General features: G+C 42.4%; 15 protein-coding genes. All 15 read right to left on the reverse strand.

From position 1 onward, the window contains the following. Positions 1–33: 33 nt before the first annotated feature. The 15 genes from WKU26_RS11870 to WKU26_RS11940 all read right to left on the reverse strand — a co-directional run bounded on the left by WKU26_RS11870 (position 34) and on the right by WKU26_RS11940 (position 16133). Positions 34–516 carry a GNAT family N-acetyltransferase gene (locus WKU26_RS11870; RefSeq protein WP_340322173.1) on the reverse strand — a complete coding sequence of 161 codons (483 nt, stop codon included), beginning with the start codon at positions 514–516 and terminating at the stop codon, positions 34–36. Between the two features lie 18 nt (positions 517–534). Then, on the reverse strand, positions 535–1527 hold the full coding sequence (locus WKU26_RS11875; RefSeq protein ID WP_340322174.1) for a hypothetical protein: 993 nt from the start codon (positions 1525–1527) through the stop codon (positions 535–537). 45 nt (positions 1528–1572) lie between these two features. Further along, the gene (gene lipA / locus WKU26_RS11880; protein ID WP_340322175.1) at positions 1573–2424 is read right to left on the reverse strand and encodes a lipoyl synthase; all 852 of its coding nucleotides are present in this window, start codon (positions 2422–2424) and stop codon (positions 1573–1575) included. Between the two features lie 82 nt (positions 2425–2506). Beyond that, positions 2507–4711, reverse strand: a complete 2205-nt coding sequence (locus WKU26_RS11885; RefSeq protein ID WP_340322176.1) for a S9 family peptidase — start codon at positions 4709–4711, stop codon at positions 2507–2509. Between the two features lie 140 nt (positions 4712–4851). Further along, positions 4852–5679: a twin-arginine translocase subunit TatC gene (gene tatC / locus WKU26_RS11890; protein WP_340322177.1), complete on the reverse strand. Its 828-nt coding sequence runs from the start codon at positions 5677–5679 to the stop codon at positions 4852–4854. Continuing rightward, positions 5660–5848, reverse strand: coding sequence for a Sec-independent protein translocase subunit TatA/TatB (locus tag WKU26_RS11895; RefSeq protein WP_340322178.1), 189 nt, complete (start codon positions 5846–5848; stop codon positions 5660–5662). The genes tatC and WKU26_RS11895 overlap by 20 nt, the downstream gene beginning before the upstream one ends. Before the next feature lie 2 nt (positions 5849–5850). After that, positions 5851–6360: an ECF transporter S component gene (locus WKU26_RS11900; RefSeq protein ID WP_340322179.1), complete on the reverse strand. Its 510-nt coding sequence runs from the start codon at positions 6358–6360 to the stop codon at positions 5851–5853. A 17-nt stretch (positions 6361–6377) separates the two neighbouring features. Next, positions 6378–6791 (reverse strand): DUF1893 domain-containing protein, encoded by a 414-nt coding sequence (locus WKU26_RS11905; protein ID WP_340322180.1) that lies wholly within the window; start codon positions 6789–6791, stop codon positions 6378–6380. Positions 6792–6795: 4 nt separating this feature from the next. Beyond that, positions 6796–8196 (reverse strand): aldo/keto reductase, encoded by a 1401-nt coding sequence (locus tag WKU26_RS11910; RefSeq protein WP_340322181.1) that lies wholly within the window; start codon positions 8194–8196, stop codon positions 6796–6798. Between the two features lie 43 nt (positions 8197–8239). Beyond that, entirely contained in the window at positions 8240–9742 is a 1503-nt protein-coding gene (locus WKU26_RS11915) for a 4Fe-4S binding protein (protein WP_340322183.1), read from the reverse strand. Positions 9743–10005: 263 nt separating this feature from the next. Continuing rightward, on the reverse strand, positions 10006–11148 hold the full coding sequence (locus WKU26_RS11920) for a TonB family protein (RefSeq protein WP_340322184.1): 1143 nt from the start codon (positions 11146–11148) through the stop codon (positions 10006–10008). Positions 11149–11262: 114 nt separating this feature from the next. Next, positions 11263–12501, reverse strand: coding sequence for an ABC transporter permease (locus WKU26_RS11925; RefSeq protein ID WP_340322185.1), 1239 nt, complete (start codon positions 12499–12501; stop codon positions 11263–11265). A 12-nt stretch (positions 12502–12513) separates the two neighbouring features. Further along, entirely contained in the window at positions 12514–13689 is a 1176-nt protein-coding gene (locus WKU26_RS11930; protein WP_178266274.1) for an ABC transporter permease, read from the reverse strand. Positions 13690–13699: 10 nt separating this feature from the next. Continuing rightward, entirely contained in the window at positions 13700–14686 is a 987-nt protein-coding gene (locus WKU26_RS11935) for an efflux RND transporter periplasmic adaptor subunit (protein ID WP_178266275.1), read from the reverse strand. Positions 14687–14693: 7 nt separating this feature from the next. After that, the gene (locus WKU26_RS11940) at positions 14694–16133 is read right to left on the reverse strand and encodes a TolC family protein (protein ID WP_340322186.1); all 1440 of its coding nucleotides are present in this window, start codon (positions 16131–16133) and stop codon (positions 14694–14696) included. Positions 16134–16273 lie beyond the last annotated feature (140 nt).

Raw genomic sequence — 16273 nt, forward strand, 5'->3', positions numbered from 1 at the left:
TAATTTTTATCTTCGTTCTTTATAAAAGAGTTTTTATAGATGTAGTTCATAATCGCATACATCCAGCCATTGGTCAAATTTTCTACCTACTTCGTGAAAGTGTGAAACCAGGCAGAAACCTAATTGCTCATGCAAACGCATGCTGGGCTCATTAGGATAAGTAATGCAAGCTATAAGCGTATGCAAGTTACGTTCCCGGCAAGAGTTTATCAGATGTAGCATCAGTTTTTTCCCTATTCCTTTACCAGTATATTCTGGTTTAATATATATCGTAGTTTCTGCAGTACATTGGTAAGCCTCTTTTTCTTTCCATTGGTGAGCATAACAATATCCGGCTATTTCTCCTTTCTCTTCGTATATCCAATACGGATAATTACGACTGATAGATAGAATACGCCTTTTCATTTCTTCTGTAGAAACCGGTTCCGTTTCAAATGTAATAGTAGTTTGTGCGATGTAATGATTATAAATTGCTGCAATAGCTTCAGCATCTTCGGTTTGTACTTTTCGTATCATATTGTGTTGTTTTTTTGTTTAATCGTCAAAATATTCATTCCACATATGAGCAGCCAGTTGCAGATGGGAAAACTCATGCAGAAGGGTTGGACTGAACTTGTCTTTGTTCGCCTCAATTTCTTCAAAGGAAAAGAATCTGCCTTCCGAAGAGTGTATCTTGGTTTCGTTGTCAATCGGAAGAATATAAAGATGAATATATTGTTCACACGAACAGTTTAAACTGGATTTATAATGTAAAATAGCCCGAGGAGTTTCTTTTATGTTCCAATATTTCTTTGCTATCTTACGGGCATATTTGTCGTTTCGGTTAGTTGATCCTTCGAAATTATTTTCTACCGGTAAATCCCAGAGAACTGTAGAAGTAGAAGAACAGCAACCCGTATATTTTCGCTTGGTCAGGTAAATTTTATTGTGACAGAGAGGAGCAATTCGTATAATTGTATAACGGAAATTGTCCTGTAATGCAATACATATCCCTACGATATTAATAATCAGGCAAATGATATAAATGGATACCGGTATGATATTGACTAGGAAGAAATAAGTCTCATCCGATAAAGATTTGTGATAATAAACAGTAATGCCTAAAATCAGCAGATGGAGGCTGGATAGAATGACAATTGTTTTGGCTTCAAGCAGGTAGGAAAAACAACCTTTCAACTTCAGCCACCGTTGGAAACTTTTGTAAATTTCAGGAGCCGTAATGTGGATAAAGGCGAAAATAAGTAAAATAAATTCAAGCGTAGGAGTAATTCCTCCTTTGGGAAGAAGTTGATAATCGGTAAATTGGCGTACTATATAGCACGTACCTATGCCGATGGTTCCGAGCAAAAGAAAGAAGTTCAATTCTTTCAGTCGGATGATGTAATAGAACAAGACGATGAGGCTTAGCAATAACCCTCCTCCTAATACAGCAACAGAAGGCAGAAAATGAAGTGCAATCAGTGTTGCAATGAGAGGTAATAATCCGAGCGATACAATTTGATCCTTATATTTCAACAATAGCTTCATCTTATAGGGGTTTTATTTTTTCAACAACGGAAAAACCCAATTTGTTCAATGGTTGGGCAGATGCTTTTCGGCATGATAAGAAGACCGTACCAGTGGTCCGCTTTCCACCGTTGTAAATCCCTTTTTTTCTCCAATAATTTTATAGTGTGTAAATTGTTCCGGTGTAATGTATGCTGCTACCGAAAAGTGTTTGCGGGTAGGTTGAAGATACTGTCCGATGGTCAGTATACTACATCCATGCTGCAGTAAATCATCCATTGTCTGTTCCACTTCTTCGGGTGTCTCTCCCAATCCCACCATAATACCCGATTTGGCCGTGATACCACTATCCGCTATCTGTTGGATCACAGACAGACTTCTGTCGTAAGTAGCTGCGCTACGTACCAGTGGAGTAATTCGTCTGACAGTTTCCATATTGTGTGAAATGATGTCCGGATGAGTATCAGTAACCATCTGGATAAGTTCTCCTCTTCCTTGGAAATCAGGAATCAGTGTTTCCAGTGTTGTTTGAGGGTTTAACTCACGGATTGCCCGTATAGTAGCAGCCCAGTGTGAAGCACCCAGATCTTCCAGGTCGTCCCGGTCTACAGATGTGATTACTGCATGATTGAGTTTCATCAAGCGGATGGATTCGGCGACTCGCATAGGCTCTTCTGCGTCGAGTGGAAGCGGCTTTCCGCTTTGAGTATTGCAGAATTTGCATGCACGGGTACATATTGCTCCTCCAATCATAAAGGTGGCAGTTCCTTTTCCCCAGCATTCACCTAAATTGGGGCATCTCCCACTACTACATATCGTATGTAGCCGATGTGTATCTACAATACGCTTTGTATCGGTGTATCGCTGATTAGTACCGATTTTTATTTTCAGCCATTCAGGTTTTTTTACGTGTTCCATAGGATTAAAAGTAAAATTCTTGGGCTTTCGGCTTGAAAAGTGAATGATGCTTTTCAGTGTCCGGAGGCCCAAGAACTTTTTATTAAAGGTTATTGATAAAGAAGTTTGCTACACGGTTCATCAGATGGTTGCGGGTATTTCCTCCGAATATGCCGTGATTACGGTTGGTATATACCTGCATATCAAATTGGATACCTGCCTGTACCAGTGCTTCACTATATTCGGCACAATTCTGGTAGTGTACGTTGTCGTCGGCTGTACCATGAATCAGCAACAGTTTTCCTTGCATTTGCGGTGCTCTTAAGATAGCGGAACCGGCGTTATATCCTTCTCCGTTTTCTTTCGGTGTACGCATAAAACGTTCGGTATATATGGTATCATAAAATCTCCAGTCGCTGGGGGCTGCAATGGCTACTCCCGCTTTAAAGGCTGCAGAACCTTCACTCATAGACATCAGTGTGGTGTAACCTCCAAAGCTCCATCCCCAAATACCGATACGTTTACCGTCTACATAGGGGAGTGTACCCAGATAGCGGGCGGTTTCCACTTGGTCTTGTGCCTCTTTTACTCCTAAGTACAGATAAGTACATTTTTCGAAAGCCGCACCACGTCCGCCTGTTCCACGTCCGTCTACACATACCATGATGTATCCTTTGTCGCACATATATGCTTCAAACATACCTCCATCACCCATACTGCCGATGTTCCAGCGGTCGAGTACCTGCTGAGAGCCTGGTCCGCTGTACTGGTGCATGATGACCGGATATTTCTTGTTTGCATCAAAATTGTGTGGTTTCATAATCCATCCGTTCAGTTCCACACCTTCCGAAGTCTTGAAGCTAAAGAATTCCTTACTTGGCATATTCAGACTGCTGACTTTAGCTTTCAGTTCTGCATTGTCCAGCAAAGTAGTCAATTCTTTTCCTTTGTTGTCGTTGATGGTAATCAGAGTTGGGGTCTTTATACCTGAATACTTGTTGATGTAGTATTTCTGATTGGTACTGAAAATAGCCTCATTAGTTCCTGTACGTGAAGACAGTTTGGTCTTTTTCCCTTTTGCATCGATTTTATACACGGCACTACGGAGTGGGCTCTCTTCATTGCTGCTATAATAAAAGATATTGTTGTTTTGGTCCCATCCCAAGAACGATTTCACCTCAAACTGTCCTTTGGTAATCTGTTTTACCAGATTGCCGGCAATGGTATATAAATACAGATGATTGTAACCGTCTCTTTCACTCATCATTACGATATGTTCCGGATAGAAAGCGATGTCGGAATAAGCCTGTTCCTTGATATATTGTTCTGCTTCATCGCGGATGGCAAGCTTGCAAAGTGAACTGCGGGGATTAGCCATATAAAGGTCGAAACGGTTCTGATGGCGGTTCAGAGTCATGATAGCCAGTTTTTCCGGGTCGGAAGTAAACTTGATACGTGGAATGTATCCATCTGTATCGAGCGGAAGGTCCATCTGGCGGGTTACACGACTCTTGATATCGAATGTATGTACAGTTACTTTCGAGTTTACTTCCCCTGCTTTGGGATATTTATATCTGTATGCTCCCGGATAGCTTGCATATTCTTCGTTCGAAGGAAAAGCTCCTTTGTACAAAGGGAATGAAAATTGTGGAACCTGACTCTCGTCGAAGCGGATATAAGCAATCATACGACTGTCGGCACTGAAGTCGAAGGCACGATTGAATCCGAACTCCTCTTCGTATACCCAGTCGGGGATACCGTTCAGTACTTTGTTATATTCTCCGTCTTTGGTTACTTGCGACTCACTGTTTCCAAACAGCAGTTTGACCAGAAAAATATTGTTGTTTCTCACAAAGGCAATCTGGTTTCCGTCGGGCGAGAACAGAGGAACCTGCTGTGCTCCTTTATCGGAAAGAGGAGTCACCTTGTTGTTTCTTACATCGAAAATATAATATACCGCAGTAAACGAGCGGCGGTAAATTGGCTGGGTTTCTGTCTGTATCAGAATCCGTTTTTCGTCGGGCGAAAGAATATAGTCGTCAAACGATTTGAATGTACAGTTGCGTGCAGTAGTTACATCGAATACAGTATCTACTTCTTTTCCTGTTTTGAACGAATATTTCACGATTCGTTTTCCGTCACTGCTTATTTGGGTATAATGTTCGCCGTCCAGCATGGGTTTAATGCCATAGATATTTTTTGCACGGTAAGTACCTTGTGCTACATCTTTCAGCGTAACATGTTGCTGTGCCTGCGCTCCTGTCAGAATGCAAGCCAACAGATAAAAAAGTACAAAAAGTTTTTTCATTGTTACTCGTTTATGGTTTCAACGCAAAGTTAGATAATTTGTATAAATAACAGCAGGTAATCTTCCGTTAGATTCAAATAAATGTAGGCTGTTGGAAAAAATATACTTGTCCTTCACTTTTTATGGTTGCCTGAGAACGGTTATTTCTGTGAGTCGGGATGTACTTTGGCTACAATCCAGATACTTGCCTCATACAAAATCCAAATAGGGAAACTGACCAGTGTAAGTGTAAACACATCGGATGTAGGAGTAATGATGGCAGCGATAATGAGAATGACAATAATGGAGTGCTTCCGGAAACGTCGCATGAAAGAAGCGGAGAGCACTCCCAATTTTCCCATTAACCAGCATATTACGGGAAGTTCGAACAGAATTCCCATCCACAGGCTCATCATTAGTAAAGTATCCATATACGATTGCAGGGAAATCATGTTGGTTACTTCCGTACTGACTTGATAAGTACCCAAAAAGCGGAAAGTAAGGGGAAAAATAAGAAAGTAGTTCAGCAAGGCACCTGCCATGAACATGATATAGCCACCTCCTGCTACCCGAACCGAATACTTTCGTTCATGACTGTATAAGGCTGGGGAGATAAAGTGGAATAAGATGTATAATATGTAAGGAGAAGAAAGCAACACTCCGGTGTAGAGAGAAGTTTTCATATGGATGATAAACTGCTCGGCCAGGCCGGTGTTAATTAAACTGACGGAAAATCCCGTAGAGTCCATTCCTGTGGCCCACCGGTTAATCATGTTCAGCAACCGGTAGGTAATAAAATGATCGTTTTTGGGAGCAAGGATAATGGAGAATACTTCATCTTTGAATAAAAAGGCAATGATGCTACATGCAATTGTGGCAATAATGATTTTTATCAACGATGCTCTCAGTTCGTCCAGATGCTCCCAAAAAGACATCCCTTCGGGCTGTATGCAGTTCTCTTCTTCTATTTTATTTGGATGCGCTGTCATCAGTCTTATCAGTCTTGTTGGAATCTTTTTCTACTTCTTTCATTCCTTCCTTGAAACTGCGTACACCTTTTCCCAAACCTTTCATGAGTTCTGGAATTTTTTTACCACCAAAGAATAATAAAATAAGGAGTATGATGAATAATAATTCTTGAGTACCAAGTCCAAACATAATTATTTACGTATAAAGTGAGTAATAAACAAATAACCTCCAATTATCTGAAGCAGCATACCGGGAATGCCTATACGGAAATCCTGAATAGCCAGATAAAAATCGCCTTGCATCATCCATTCTCCCAAAGTGCCGAATATCTGATAAAAAGCAACAATTAGAACAAGTAGTTCCAAAGATACTTTTTTGAAATATCCGGCTACAAATCCTGCCCCTGTGGCCAGTAGAATGGACTTCAGTAAAATAGCCGGTAATACTGCGGGGGCAGGCATACCGAAGAAAAATGAATTGACAAGTGGAGACAGAAAGGCTGTCAGTATTCCTACCTGCCATCCGTATTTGTAGGCTCCTATTAAGGTAAAAAAGTAAATAGGGAGCCATGTAACTCCTCCTTGTGGAATCAGATGAAAGAGCTGAGGCAATATGATGTTGCCCAATACAAACAGAGCGGCTGTAAGATAAGTTTTGCTCTGTTTGTAAGAGAGTGTGTATAGTTTTACAGTTGTTTCCATTTCTATGAATGAATTTGTTAGATTTTGCTTTTAATAAACCGGTCGATAATGGTAAACAGGATATCGATGGAATCTTCTTCGTAGCAGCGTGTTTCCAGCGGGCACCAGCCGGTATTGTCGCGGTTGCGGATATAAGGTACTGCTTGTGTATATTCTACCGGAATATGGGCTGCCTGCAGCAACTTTAATGCCGGAGTACTGATGGTATCTGTATACAGTTCCTTGATTTGTCCTTTGACCATTAATGCTGCAGCTGCTTTTCCCACTACCTTGTCGGCCACAGAGGCTCCGTGCAGAAGTTGAGGCTCCTGACAGAGCAGAGTATACAGGTCGGCTACTCCTCGCTGATGAAAGCTTCTTATTTCTCCTGATGCTCCCGCTATTACACACGAGCATTTTTGCGTATGCAGTAAATCAATAATTTCTTTCATTGTTTCAGAGTTTATTTTGTTTCAAGTCTTCTACAAAGGCATCAATACGGTGCAGCTCTTTAGGAATGTCTATACTTTGCGGGCAGTGGGAAATACACTGTTTGCAACCGATGCAGTGATTGGCTTGCCGGAGACGGGGAACGCTACGGTCGTATCCGATGAGGAAAGCCCTGCGTGCCTTCCGGTAGTTTTCTGCCTGTGCATTTTCGGGAACATTTCCTTCGTTGACACATTTGTTGTAATGTAGCAGAATAGAAGGGATGTCGATTCCGTACGGACATGGCATACAATACTTACAGTCGTTACACGGGATGGTAGGATATTGCATCATCAAGTCGGCTGTATCATACAGAAACTGTGTTTCTTCCTGTGTAAGAGGCTGTAATGGACAATAGCTTCGTAAATTGTCCTGTAAATGTTCCATAAAAGTCATTCCACTCAATACTGTCAGTACATTGGGGAAAGTACCGACAAAGCGGAAGGCCCATGAAGCTACACTCCGTTCTGGTTCCCGCTGTTTGAGGCGTGCCACAATATGGTCGTGTACTTTCGACAGACGGCCTCCCAGCAGAGGTTCCATAATAATGGCAGGAATATTCCGTTTGGCCAGTTCTCCATACAGATACTCGGCATTGGTATTGCGTGGATTGATTTCCTTGGCATGCTCCCAGTCGAGGTAATTCATCTGTATTTGTACAAAATCCCACTGATATTTGTCGTGCTGAGACAGCAGATAGTCGAATACTCTGATATCGCCATGGTAAGAGAAACCCAAGTTACGGATGCGTCCGGCTTTTCGTTCTTCTACCAGGAAATCGAGCATACCATTCTTTATATACCGTGCTTCGAACTCTTCCATTCCTCCGCCCATTCCCACTGCATGCAGCAGCATATAGTCTATATAGTCTACTTGCAGTTCTTTGAATGAGTTATGATACATCTCCAGAGAAGCTTCTCTGCTCCAGGTGGAAGGAGCAAAGTTCGATAACTTTGTTGCGATGAAATACTTGTTTCGCGGATGCTTGTGCAGTGCGATACCGGTAGCACGTTCCGACTGACCTTTGCAATAGGCAGGAGACGTATCAAAATAGTTGACTCCATGAGCAATGGCATAGTCGACCAGCTGGTTGACTGCTTCCTGATCAATTTCTTCTTCTCCCTCTTTGGAGTTCTCTCTCTTTATGGTAGGCCAGCGCATGCATCCATATCCTAAAATAGAAACCTTTTCTCCCGTTTTCGGATGGGTTCGGTAAGTCATCTGATCGGTTGGGATTTCTTTTGTCGTTTCACCGGATGCTGCTTGCTGTGCAGAACGGCTGCATGCCGTCCATCCGGCAATTGCCATTCCGGCTGCTCCGGTCAGCTTAAAGAAGTCTCGTCGGGATATGTGTTTTTTGTTTGTCATATATCAAACCATTAAGTTTTTCATTCCAGTTTTTCGGTTGCGCTTATAGAGTCCGGTGTATTTCATGCCCTTCTACATAAATGGCACTGAACGGGCGTGCCGGACACAGATTTTCACAGGCTCCACATCCTATGCAGCGTTCGGTATTGACTACCGGAATTTTAAGCGACTGAGGATTCGCTGCATCTGATGGTACCATCTGTATAGCTCCTGCAGGGCAGTGACGGGCACAGTTTCCACATTCTACTCCGTCGGTCAGAGGTATGCAGTTTTTCTTAATCCATACCGCGTGTCCGATTTGTGTAGATGATTTGTCAGCTTTGCTGATAGGGCGTATGGCTCCGGCGGGGCAAACATCTGCGCAACGGGTACATTCCGGACGGCAATATCCTCGTTCGTAGCTCATTTCCGGCTGCATCAGTGTGAGCAGCCCGCTAGAAGGACGGAGTACTTCATTGGGGCAGACCGATACACACAACTGGCAGGCAGTACAGTGTTGGGCAAAATGACGGATACTGAGTGCTCCCGGAGGTACGATTCTTGTCTTGCGTTCGGGTATTTTCTTATCTTCGATGACAGCCAGCCCACCGTCAACTTTTTTCTCTTGTGCCTTAAGAGTAGCCGCAGCTGCCAGTCCGGCTGTAACGGAGAGGAACTGTCTGCGTGCCTGATCAGCCGGTTGTCCCTTGAGTGTTTCTTTAGACTGCTGTGGAACTGTTTTCTTGAAGCGATACTGAAAACGGATGGCTCCATGCTTGCACACATCTATACAATCCATGCAAGCCACGCACCGGCTGTAGTCGATATGGTGTGCTTTGGAATCGATACAAGAGGCTTTACATTTGCGTGAGCAAAGCGTGCATGAGTTACATTTCTCGGTGTGTATAACCGGACGGAAGAGTGAATATCGGGATAATATGCCCAATAAGGTGCCTACCGGGCAGATGGTATTGCAGTAAGTTCTTCCGTTGCGCCATGCCAGGATTATCAATATGATTAATGTAGCAAGAGCTATACAGAAAGTAGGAAGACTTTTGAGCCAGACTTCTGTACGGTAGAAAGCGTAACTGTCTGCCCGTTCGGCCAGATAGGCCAGAAAATTATTTCCCCATCCGTACAAAGGAGCAAAGAGGTTTTGTGCGATACGGCCGTAAGAACTGTATGGAGCAAGTAAAGCCGTCAGTGAGCCGATACCTCCTATTAAAGCAATGATAAAGAGAATCAGTACACCATACCGGAGTAGTTTTTTCTCGGTTGAGTAAGTGAAACGGTATTTTTTCTTTTTCCGTTTTCCACTGCTCCATGAGATGATGTCCTGGAGTACACCCAACGGGCAAATAACGGAGCAATAGATGCGTCCTACTGCGAGGGTCAGTGCTATCAGGAGAACGACAACTCCAATATTCAAAGCCAGTAAGGCAGGTAAAAACTGAATTTTTGCCATCCACCCGAACCACGTATGGATACTTCCTGTAAAGTCGAGGAACAGTAGGGTGATGAGGGTAAAAAATACGACTGCAAACGCGATTCTGATTTTACGTAACATATCGGTAATTCATATCTGTTTGTTGCAAATGTCGGTATTTTGTTGAAAAAAACGCTTGTTTAAGTCGTATAAATTACAGTTTGAGATAAAGTTTTTTACTGGATATGTAGTATAACCGACGACGTCGGCTCTACAATCGACGTCGTTGTTTTTATAATCGATGCCGTTAAATATAGAGCCGACGTCGTCGGTTACAAATCAGTATAGGAATAAATACTTTATGTGGTTGTATTCGAACTGATTAATCTTCTGTATCACTTTGATCAGCGGCGGCGCTTTCCTTTTTTCGACTTGAGTGCATGCGGCCAGGACAGTTCAATAGCTTGGGGGCGGAAATATTCTGTCCATTCAATATTCAAATCAGGCAGCAGATTGATGGGAAGCGCTTTTTGCAAAGCTACAGGTAATATCTCTTTTGCAACTTCTTGGCTGGAAGTTGTTTTTTGAGTTTTATCTACGCCTGTAGAACCAGCTACAACAGGTTCTTTTTTAGGTAGTTTAAACTGGATGGGAATAGAATACTTGCATCGTACGGGGGTGCCATGATCTTTCCCGGCAATCCATCGGGGCATGGTACGTATCAGATGTAAAGCTGCTTCGTCCAGTTCATCGTTTAAATGGCGTACAATAATCGGATCAGTAATTTCTCCGTTTTTCTCTACAATGAATTGTACCCCGACTACTCCTTCAATACCTGCATTTTGGGCTTGTTTGGGATATTGCAGATTTCGGTTGATGTAGTTTCTCATTGCCTTCATGCCTCCCGGAAAACGCGGCATTTGCTCTACACTTCGATAGATGCGGTCGGAGCCTTTTTTAGGCATGACGATAGGAAGAGGTTCTTCACCAAACTGCAGAAAACGGGTAATCTCCAATGAAAGGGTTTCCATTCCTTTGGCGCGAATCACAATAGGATGGTTGTAATCTGCTTCGATGTGAAAAAGGCCTATTTCGTCACTTTGTACAGTGCGTCCTGTGCCCTGTATGCTGACAGTTGCTCCGGTAAGAGGTTCTCCATTGGCTGTACTTATCAGACCTTCTATAGGAAAAGTTGTACCTGCCTGCTGTAATGCTGCAATTTCTTCCGGACTGTCTATGTACAGTGTTGTGTCGGCTACGGCTTCAGTCAGTAAGAAAGAAGACTGGATTGTCTCCATGTCAGTAGGAAGGTATAATTCTGCCGTGCGATAAAAACTGGAATTCACATCATATTCGAAAGAGATAACTCCTTCTGCATTTCCTCTGTATTCCAAAGTCTTGTTTTTTATTTTCAATACAACGCCGGGCTGGGGTTCTCCACTCGACTTGAGTATCGTTATGCGGAAGCTGGTCTTTTTGCTGGGAGCTGGTATGGCTTGTAATAAGGTAACACTACAGATAAAAAACAGGAGTATAGATAGTCTCATAGATTGTTGCATAATATTTATTGCAAAGCTACGCTATTCCTTCTTATTTACTAAGACTCATTTGTTAATAAAAATAAAAGCCAGACATAAGAGAGCTTATGTCTGGCTAAGGTCTTATTTTTTACGTTTCCGGTATTGTTGTAGTCTTGCCAGGGCTTTATGCCGGCTTAAGAGTATCTGCCGGCGGTATACAATGCAGGCAGTAATGAAATAGACACCGGTTTGTATCCATAAGGCGAAATAATCTGACTGAATTTCTTGTAAAGTGGCTCCCATGGAATTGATGCCTACAAATCCTCTGATACCGAAGGTAGAAGGGAAAATCCATGAAATGATTTCCCAAAATTTAGGAATGGCGGCTCCGGGCCACGATATTCCTGAAATAAAGAGGAGAGGAACAGAGGTGAATACATAAATCATCATGCACGATTCGCGGTGATGTATGAATACGGAGCAAGTCATGGCAAAGAAGATACATGCCAATACGTACGGCAGTGTGAATGTCAGTAGGGTAGCAGGTTCTGCCAGTTGGATGAGGCTGAACATATAGGGTACTGCACACAATATATAGGCCGAAACTACTGCATAAACCAGCAGGTAGGCTATCGATTTTCCTAATACAATACGTAAGGTTCCCCGGTATTCTCTGTTGAGCGGAACAAGATGACGGAAGCTGTTCTTTTCGCGGGCAGTTCCGGCAGATAACCCGACGCCCAACAACAGGGTCTGCTGTATGATGAGAATCAGTACAGCCGGAATCAGAAAACTGGCAAAGCCGTTTTGCGTATTAAACAGAGAAACTTCCTGATAGGCTATGGGGGTAGTGCTGATTTCATCTTGTCTGTCAGTAGTGTTTCCTAAACGTTGTATCTGTATTTCTTTTCCCATGTGTAGAGATACATCGGTGGAAGCTACTAACAAAGCTTTGTAATAGAGCATACCACTCATGTCGCAATATAAACTTACATGGGTCTGGATTCCTTTTGCAAGATCATGACTAAAGCTTTCAGGAATATAAATTACTCCGTATACTTTTCCGTTTTTCAGTAATTGCTTGGCTTCCTCCATGTCGGCACAGTATGATACGATATGTACGTCGGCTGTGGCATCTACTTTACGTAAAAACTCACGGCTCTGTGCCGAGCGGTCTGTATCGACAACGGCTGCAGGTACTTCACGTACTACTTCGTTAGTATAGATGAAAGCATATACCAGTGGATAAGCTATCGGAACCAGAAGAAAGAAAATCAAGACTCCCTGATCTTTGATGGTATTTTTCAGTTCCTCCCGACAGATATGAAATAGTCCGGCAAGGCCTTCTCTGATGGTATGTAGTAGAGAATGATTCTTCATGAAATATAAATTTTAGGGGATATAGACATAATGCAACATGGCTGTGCGCAGCTTTTTCAGAACAAAGAAAGGTAAAAGCATGAACAGCAATAGAGCTACGATAGAATGCCATGCATATACCATTGGGTATCCATTTAAAGCCAGATCGACATAAATCAGAAAATAATGTCGCAGTGGAAACAGGTTGCTTAATGCCTGTAAAGTAGGATGCATTGCCATTACCGGAAATGAAAATCCGGAAATGGAGAAAGATAATACTCCCCATAGAGAGGATGCGCTGAGAGCAAGGCGCATACTTCCAAACAAACCGAAAAAGAAGACTCCCACGGCTTGTGAGGCTAATACCATCAGCAATCCGGCAAGGAGCATGGGAAGAATACCGCTGTGGCAGGGATAGTGCAGGAAACCGTACAGATAGGCATTATAGAAACTGACCGAAATAAAAAATATAATCGTCTGTGGCAATAACTTTCCAACTACAGCAGTGACAATTGAATTATCGGCCATTTTCATTAGTTGATTGGCTGTGTTTTCTTTTATTTCCACTCCTAATGTATAAGTTGTGGTTAAGAAAATAAGTAGCATCAACACTCCCGGCAGTAACGTGTTGCACAAATATACAGAATAGTTAAGCCACGGATTATTTAGGGCATGAGTATCGATTACAATGGGCTGAAGAAAAGCAATTGCCTGATTTTCTGTAGCTCCGCGTGCCAATAAGGTTGCTTGTCCAATTGCAGCTCCCGCCAGTTCCGACATGGTTCGCTGGTCTTTATAGGCTAATGAACCGGCTATCAGATACGAATAGTTGATGTAAAAAGAAACCTTAGGTTGTCTGCTGGACAATGCTTCCTCTGTGGTTCCTTTAGGGATGTAGTAAAACGAGTAGATTTCTCCTCGCTGTACAGCCTTACGAGCTTCTTCGAAACTTGCATAATGCGCAACGATTTCTGTCTGTTGGAACGCATCAAGATTCCGTATGATGTTTCGGGTTGTAGCGGTGTTATCTAGATCGACTACTCCTGCCGGCAGATTGGTCGGCAGACCTTTTCCCATCAGTGTGGTGAAGAACAGATAACAAAATATCGGTGCTATCACCATGCAGAAGAGGTACATGGGCTTGCTTGCAATGCGGAAAACTTCACGCTTTGCAATCAAAAGTATACGTTTATGAATGGTTATAGCCATATAATTCTATTTATTTTTCTATAATAGCCGACATACCCGGACGCAGGTTTTCTACAGCTTGTACTGGTTTGGCTTTTACTTCAAAAGTCTTCAAATCGAATTGTCCGGTAGTTTTGGTTGCTTTCCAGGCAGCGTATGTACCTAAATCTTTCATATAGGTAACTTTGAATGTTGCTTCTTTTTCCAAAGCCGGGATGTAGGCTTTGATTTCTCCGCCTACGGTAAAGTCTTTCAGGAAATCTTCACGGACATTGAATGTAACCCACATGTCATTAAGCTGTGCTACATTCATGATGGGGGCACCTGTTCCAACCAATTCTCCTACTTTAGGGAATATTTCAGTTACTTCTCCATCGGCAGAGGCTATCAAAACGGTTTCTTCAATATAAGAGGAAACTTCTGCAACTGCTCCTTTGGCGCGCTCTACCTGAGCGGCAGCCATTGCTTTGTCTTCTCTTTGTGCACCGTTTTTGGCCATGGTATATTGTGCTTTGGCTGCCCGTTCTGTAGCTACCATTGCATCATATTGAGCCTTGGCTTCATCTCGTTTCTGTGCAGACATGACTCCACTTTCGAACAATCGGTTGACACGGTTGTATGATTTTTCTGCAATTTCAAGTCCGGCTTTTGCTTTTTGCCACATTTCGTAGGCTGCCTGTAACTGCTCGGCACGTGTACCTCGTTCTGCTTTTTCGTTTAATGCAATAGCTGCCTGTTCGGCTGCCTGTGCCTGTGTCAATTTAGCTAATACATCGGGCGCTTCAAGAATCGCCAAAGTATCTCCGGCACGTACATTATCTCCTTCGCTGACCAAAAATTTCAGAATACGTCCAGGTACTTTGCTTGAAACACGGTATTCTGTTGCTTCTGCTTGTCCTTGTATGATTTCTGTGCCTTTACCTAAAGTCAGAAATCCGATGATGCTAACAAGTATGATTACTGCTGCTAATGTAAAAAATGCCAGCATTATGTTGCTGCGTTGAGTTTTTTCAGCCATATTGTTTTTATTTTAATGTTCCCATTGATTTGTTTAAGTAAATCTCACTCATTTTTAAGTCTATCTGTGCATCAATTTTACCAGATTGCGCAGAAAGCCATGCTGTTTGTGCTTCCAGTACATTGCTGGTTGGTATTACTCCTTCCTTGAAGCCTAAAGTTGCATATCGTAGATTTTCTTCTGCTTTTTCCATGTTCTTTTCGGCCATGGCCAGTTTTTTAGCAGCTTCGTTAACCTTGTAAGAACTTTGGGTAACTTGTAATTCTACTTTTTCTTTCACGTCTTCAAGCTGATATCGGGCAATGTTGGCTTCTGCTTTAGCTGCCTTAACTTTGTAAATGCCTTCTCCCCAGTGGAATATTGGAATTTTAACTACAACTCCAACTCCCCACATGCCTCTGAATTTGTTTTCAAATCCATTGAGTAAAGAGGGATTGCTGACGAGATAGTTGGCTGTCAAACCTATTGTAGGAAGAAATTCCGAACGGGCAATGTTAACTTTCTGCTGATAGATTTTGCTGGCTAACTCCAGACTTTTCAATTCTTCACGGTTGGCCAATGCTAAATCGATATTGCTTTCTGTATAGGTCGCAGGCAAGGCTAAATTTTCCATATCCTGGTCGGCCAGTTGCAAATCAGTGTCTAAAGGTAGACCGCATAGCTGACAAAGTAACATTTTTGATAAACTTAATCCATTATCTACCTGGGTAAGTGTCATTTCTGCCTCATTGACTTTTACTTTCACACTAAGACCGTCGGCTTTGGTGGCTACCCCTTCGGCTACCATTTTGTCTACATCTTCATCCAGCTTTTGCACCAACTTAAGAAAACTTTCTGCCAGTTTTTTCTTGTTGGTGAGTGAAATCACTTGCCAATAGGCTTGGTCTGTATTCAGAATGACCTCTTGCATGCCTGTGGCATGTTGTGAGCGGGCAAGTTGTTCGGCATATTTGGTGATTTTATTATACGCTATGATTTTACCTCCCATAAAGAGTGGTTGGGTAAGGGTAGCTGTACCTGCATATAGATTTCTTGTATCTGTGCGAAGTGCATCAACCAGGCCTTGCCCCATACTGTTCAAACCTCCTTCCAATGGTTGAAGTGCCGGGAGTAATGTGGATAATATAGGATTATTGGCTGCCATTTCTTTTAAGGCAGCAGAAGTAGAGGTCCCAATGTGGCTGATGGATTGTTTTTGATCGTCACTCAGTAAGGAAATTTCCTTTTGTGTATGCATGTATGTGCCCATTACATCAATCTTGGGCAAATAATTGGTAAATGCCGCTTTACGTTGATAGTGTGCAGCATTTATTTTTTCTTGGCCGATCCGCAATTCTTTATTGTTTGTAAGAGCTAGGGCTCGGCAACTGTCCAGATTAAGTATCCGTTGGGCATATGTACCTACGGTGAACAGAGATAGGAGTAGGAAGCTTGTAAATCTTTTCATTGCCAATTTAGCTTTAATGTTTAGTTGCTTATGCAATATTGCAAATATATCGCTATTCTAACAAATTACCAAGGCAAAAGGTTGAAAAGATTGTTGAAACAACCTTATTTAAATATTCCCTTTAAGACAGTTTTTCAAAT

It is taken from the genome of Phocaeicola sp. HCN-40430, from assembly GCF_037890285.1.
Lineage (GTDB): Bacteria > Bacteroidota > Bacteroidia > Bacteroidales > Bacteroidaceae > Phocaeicola > Phocaeicola acetigenes.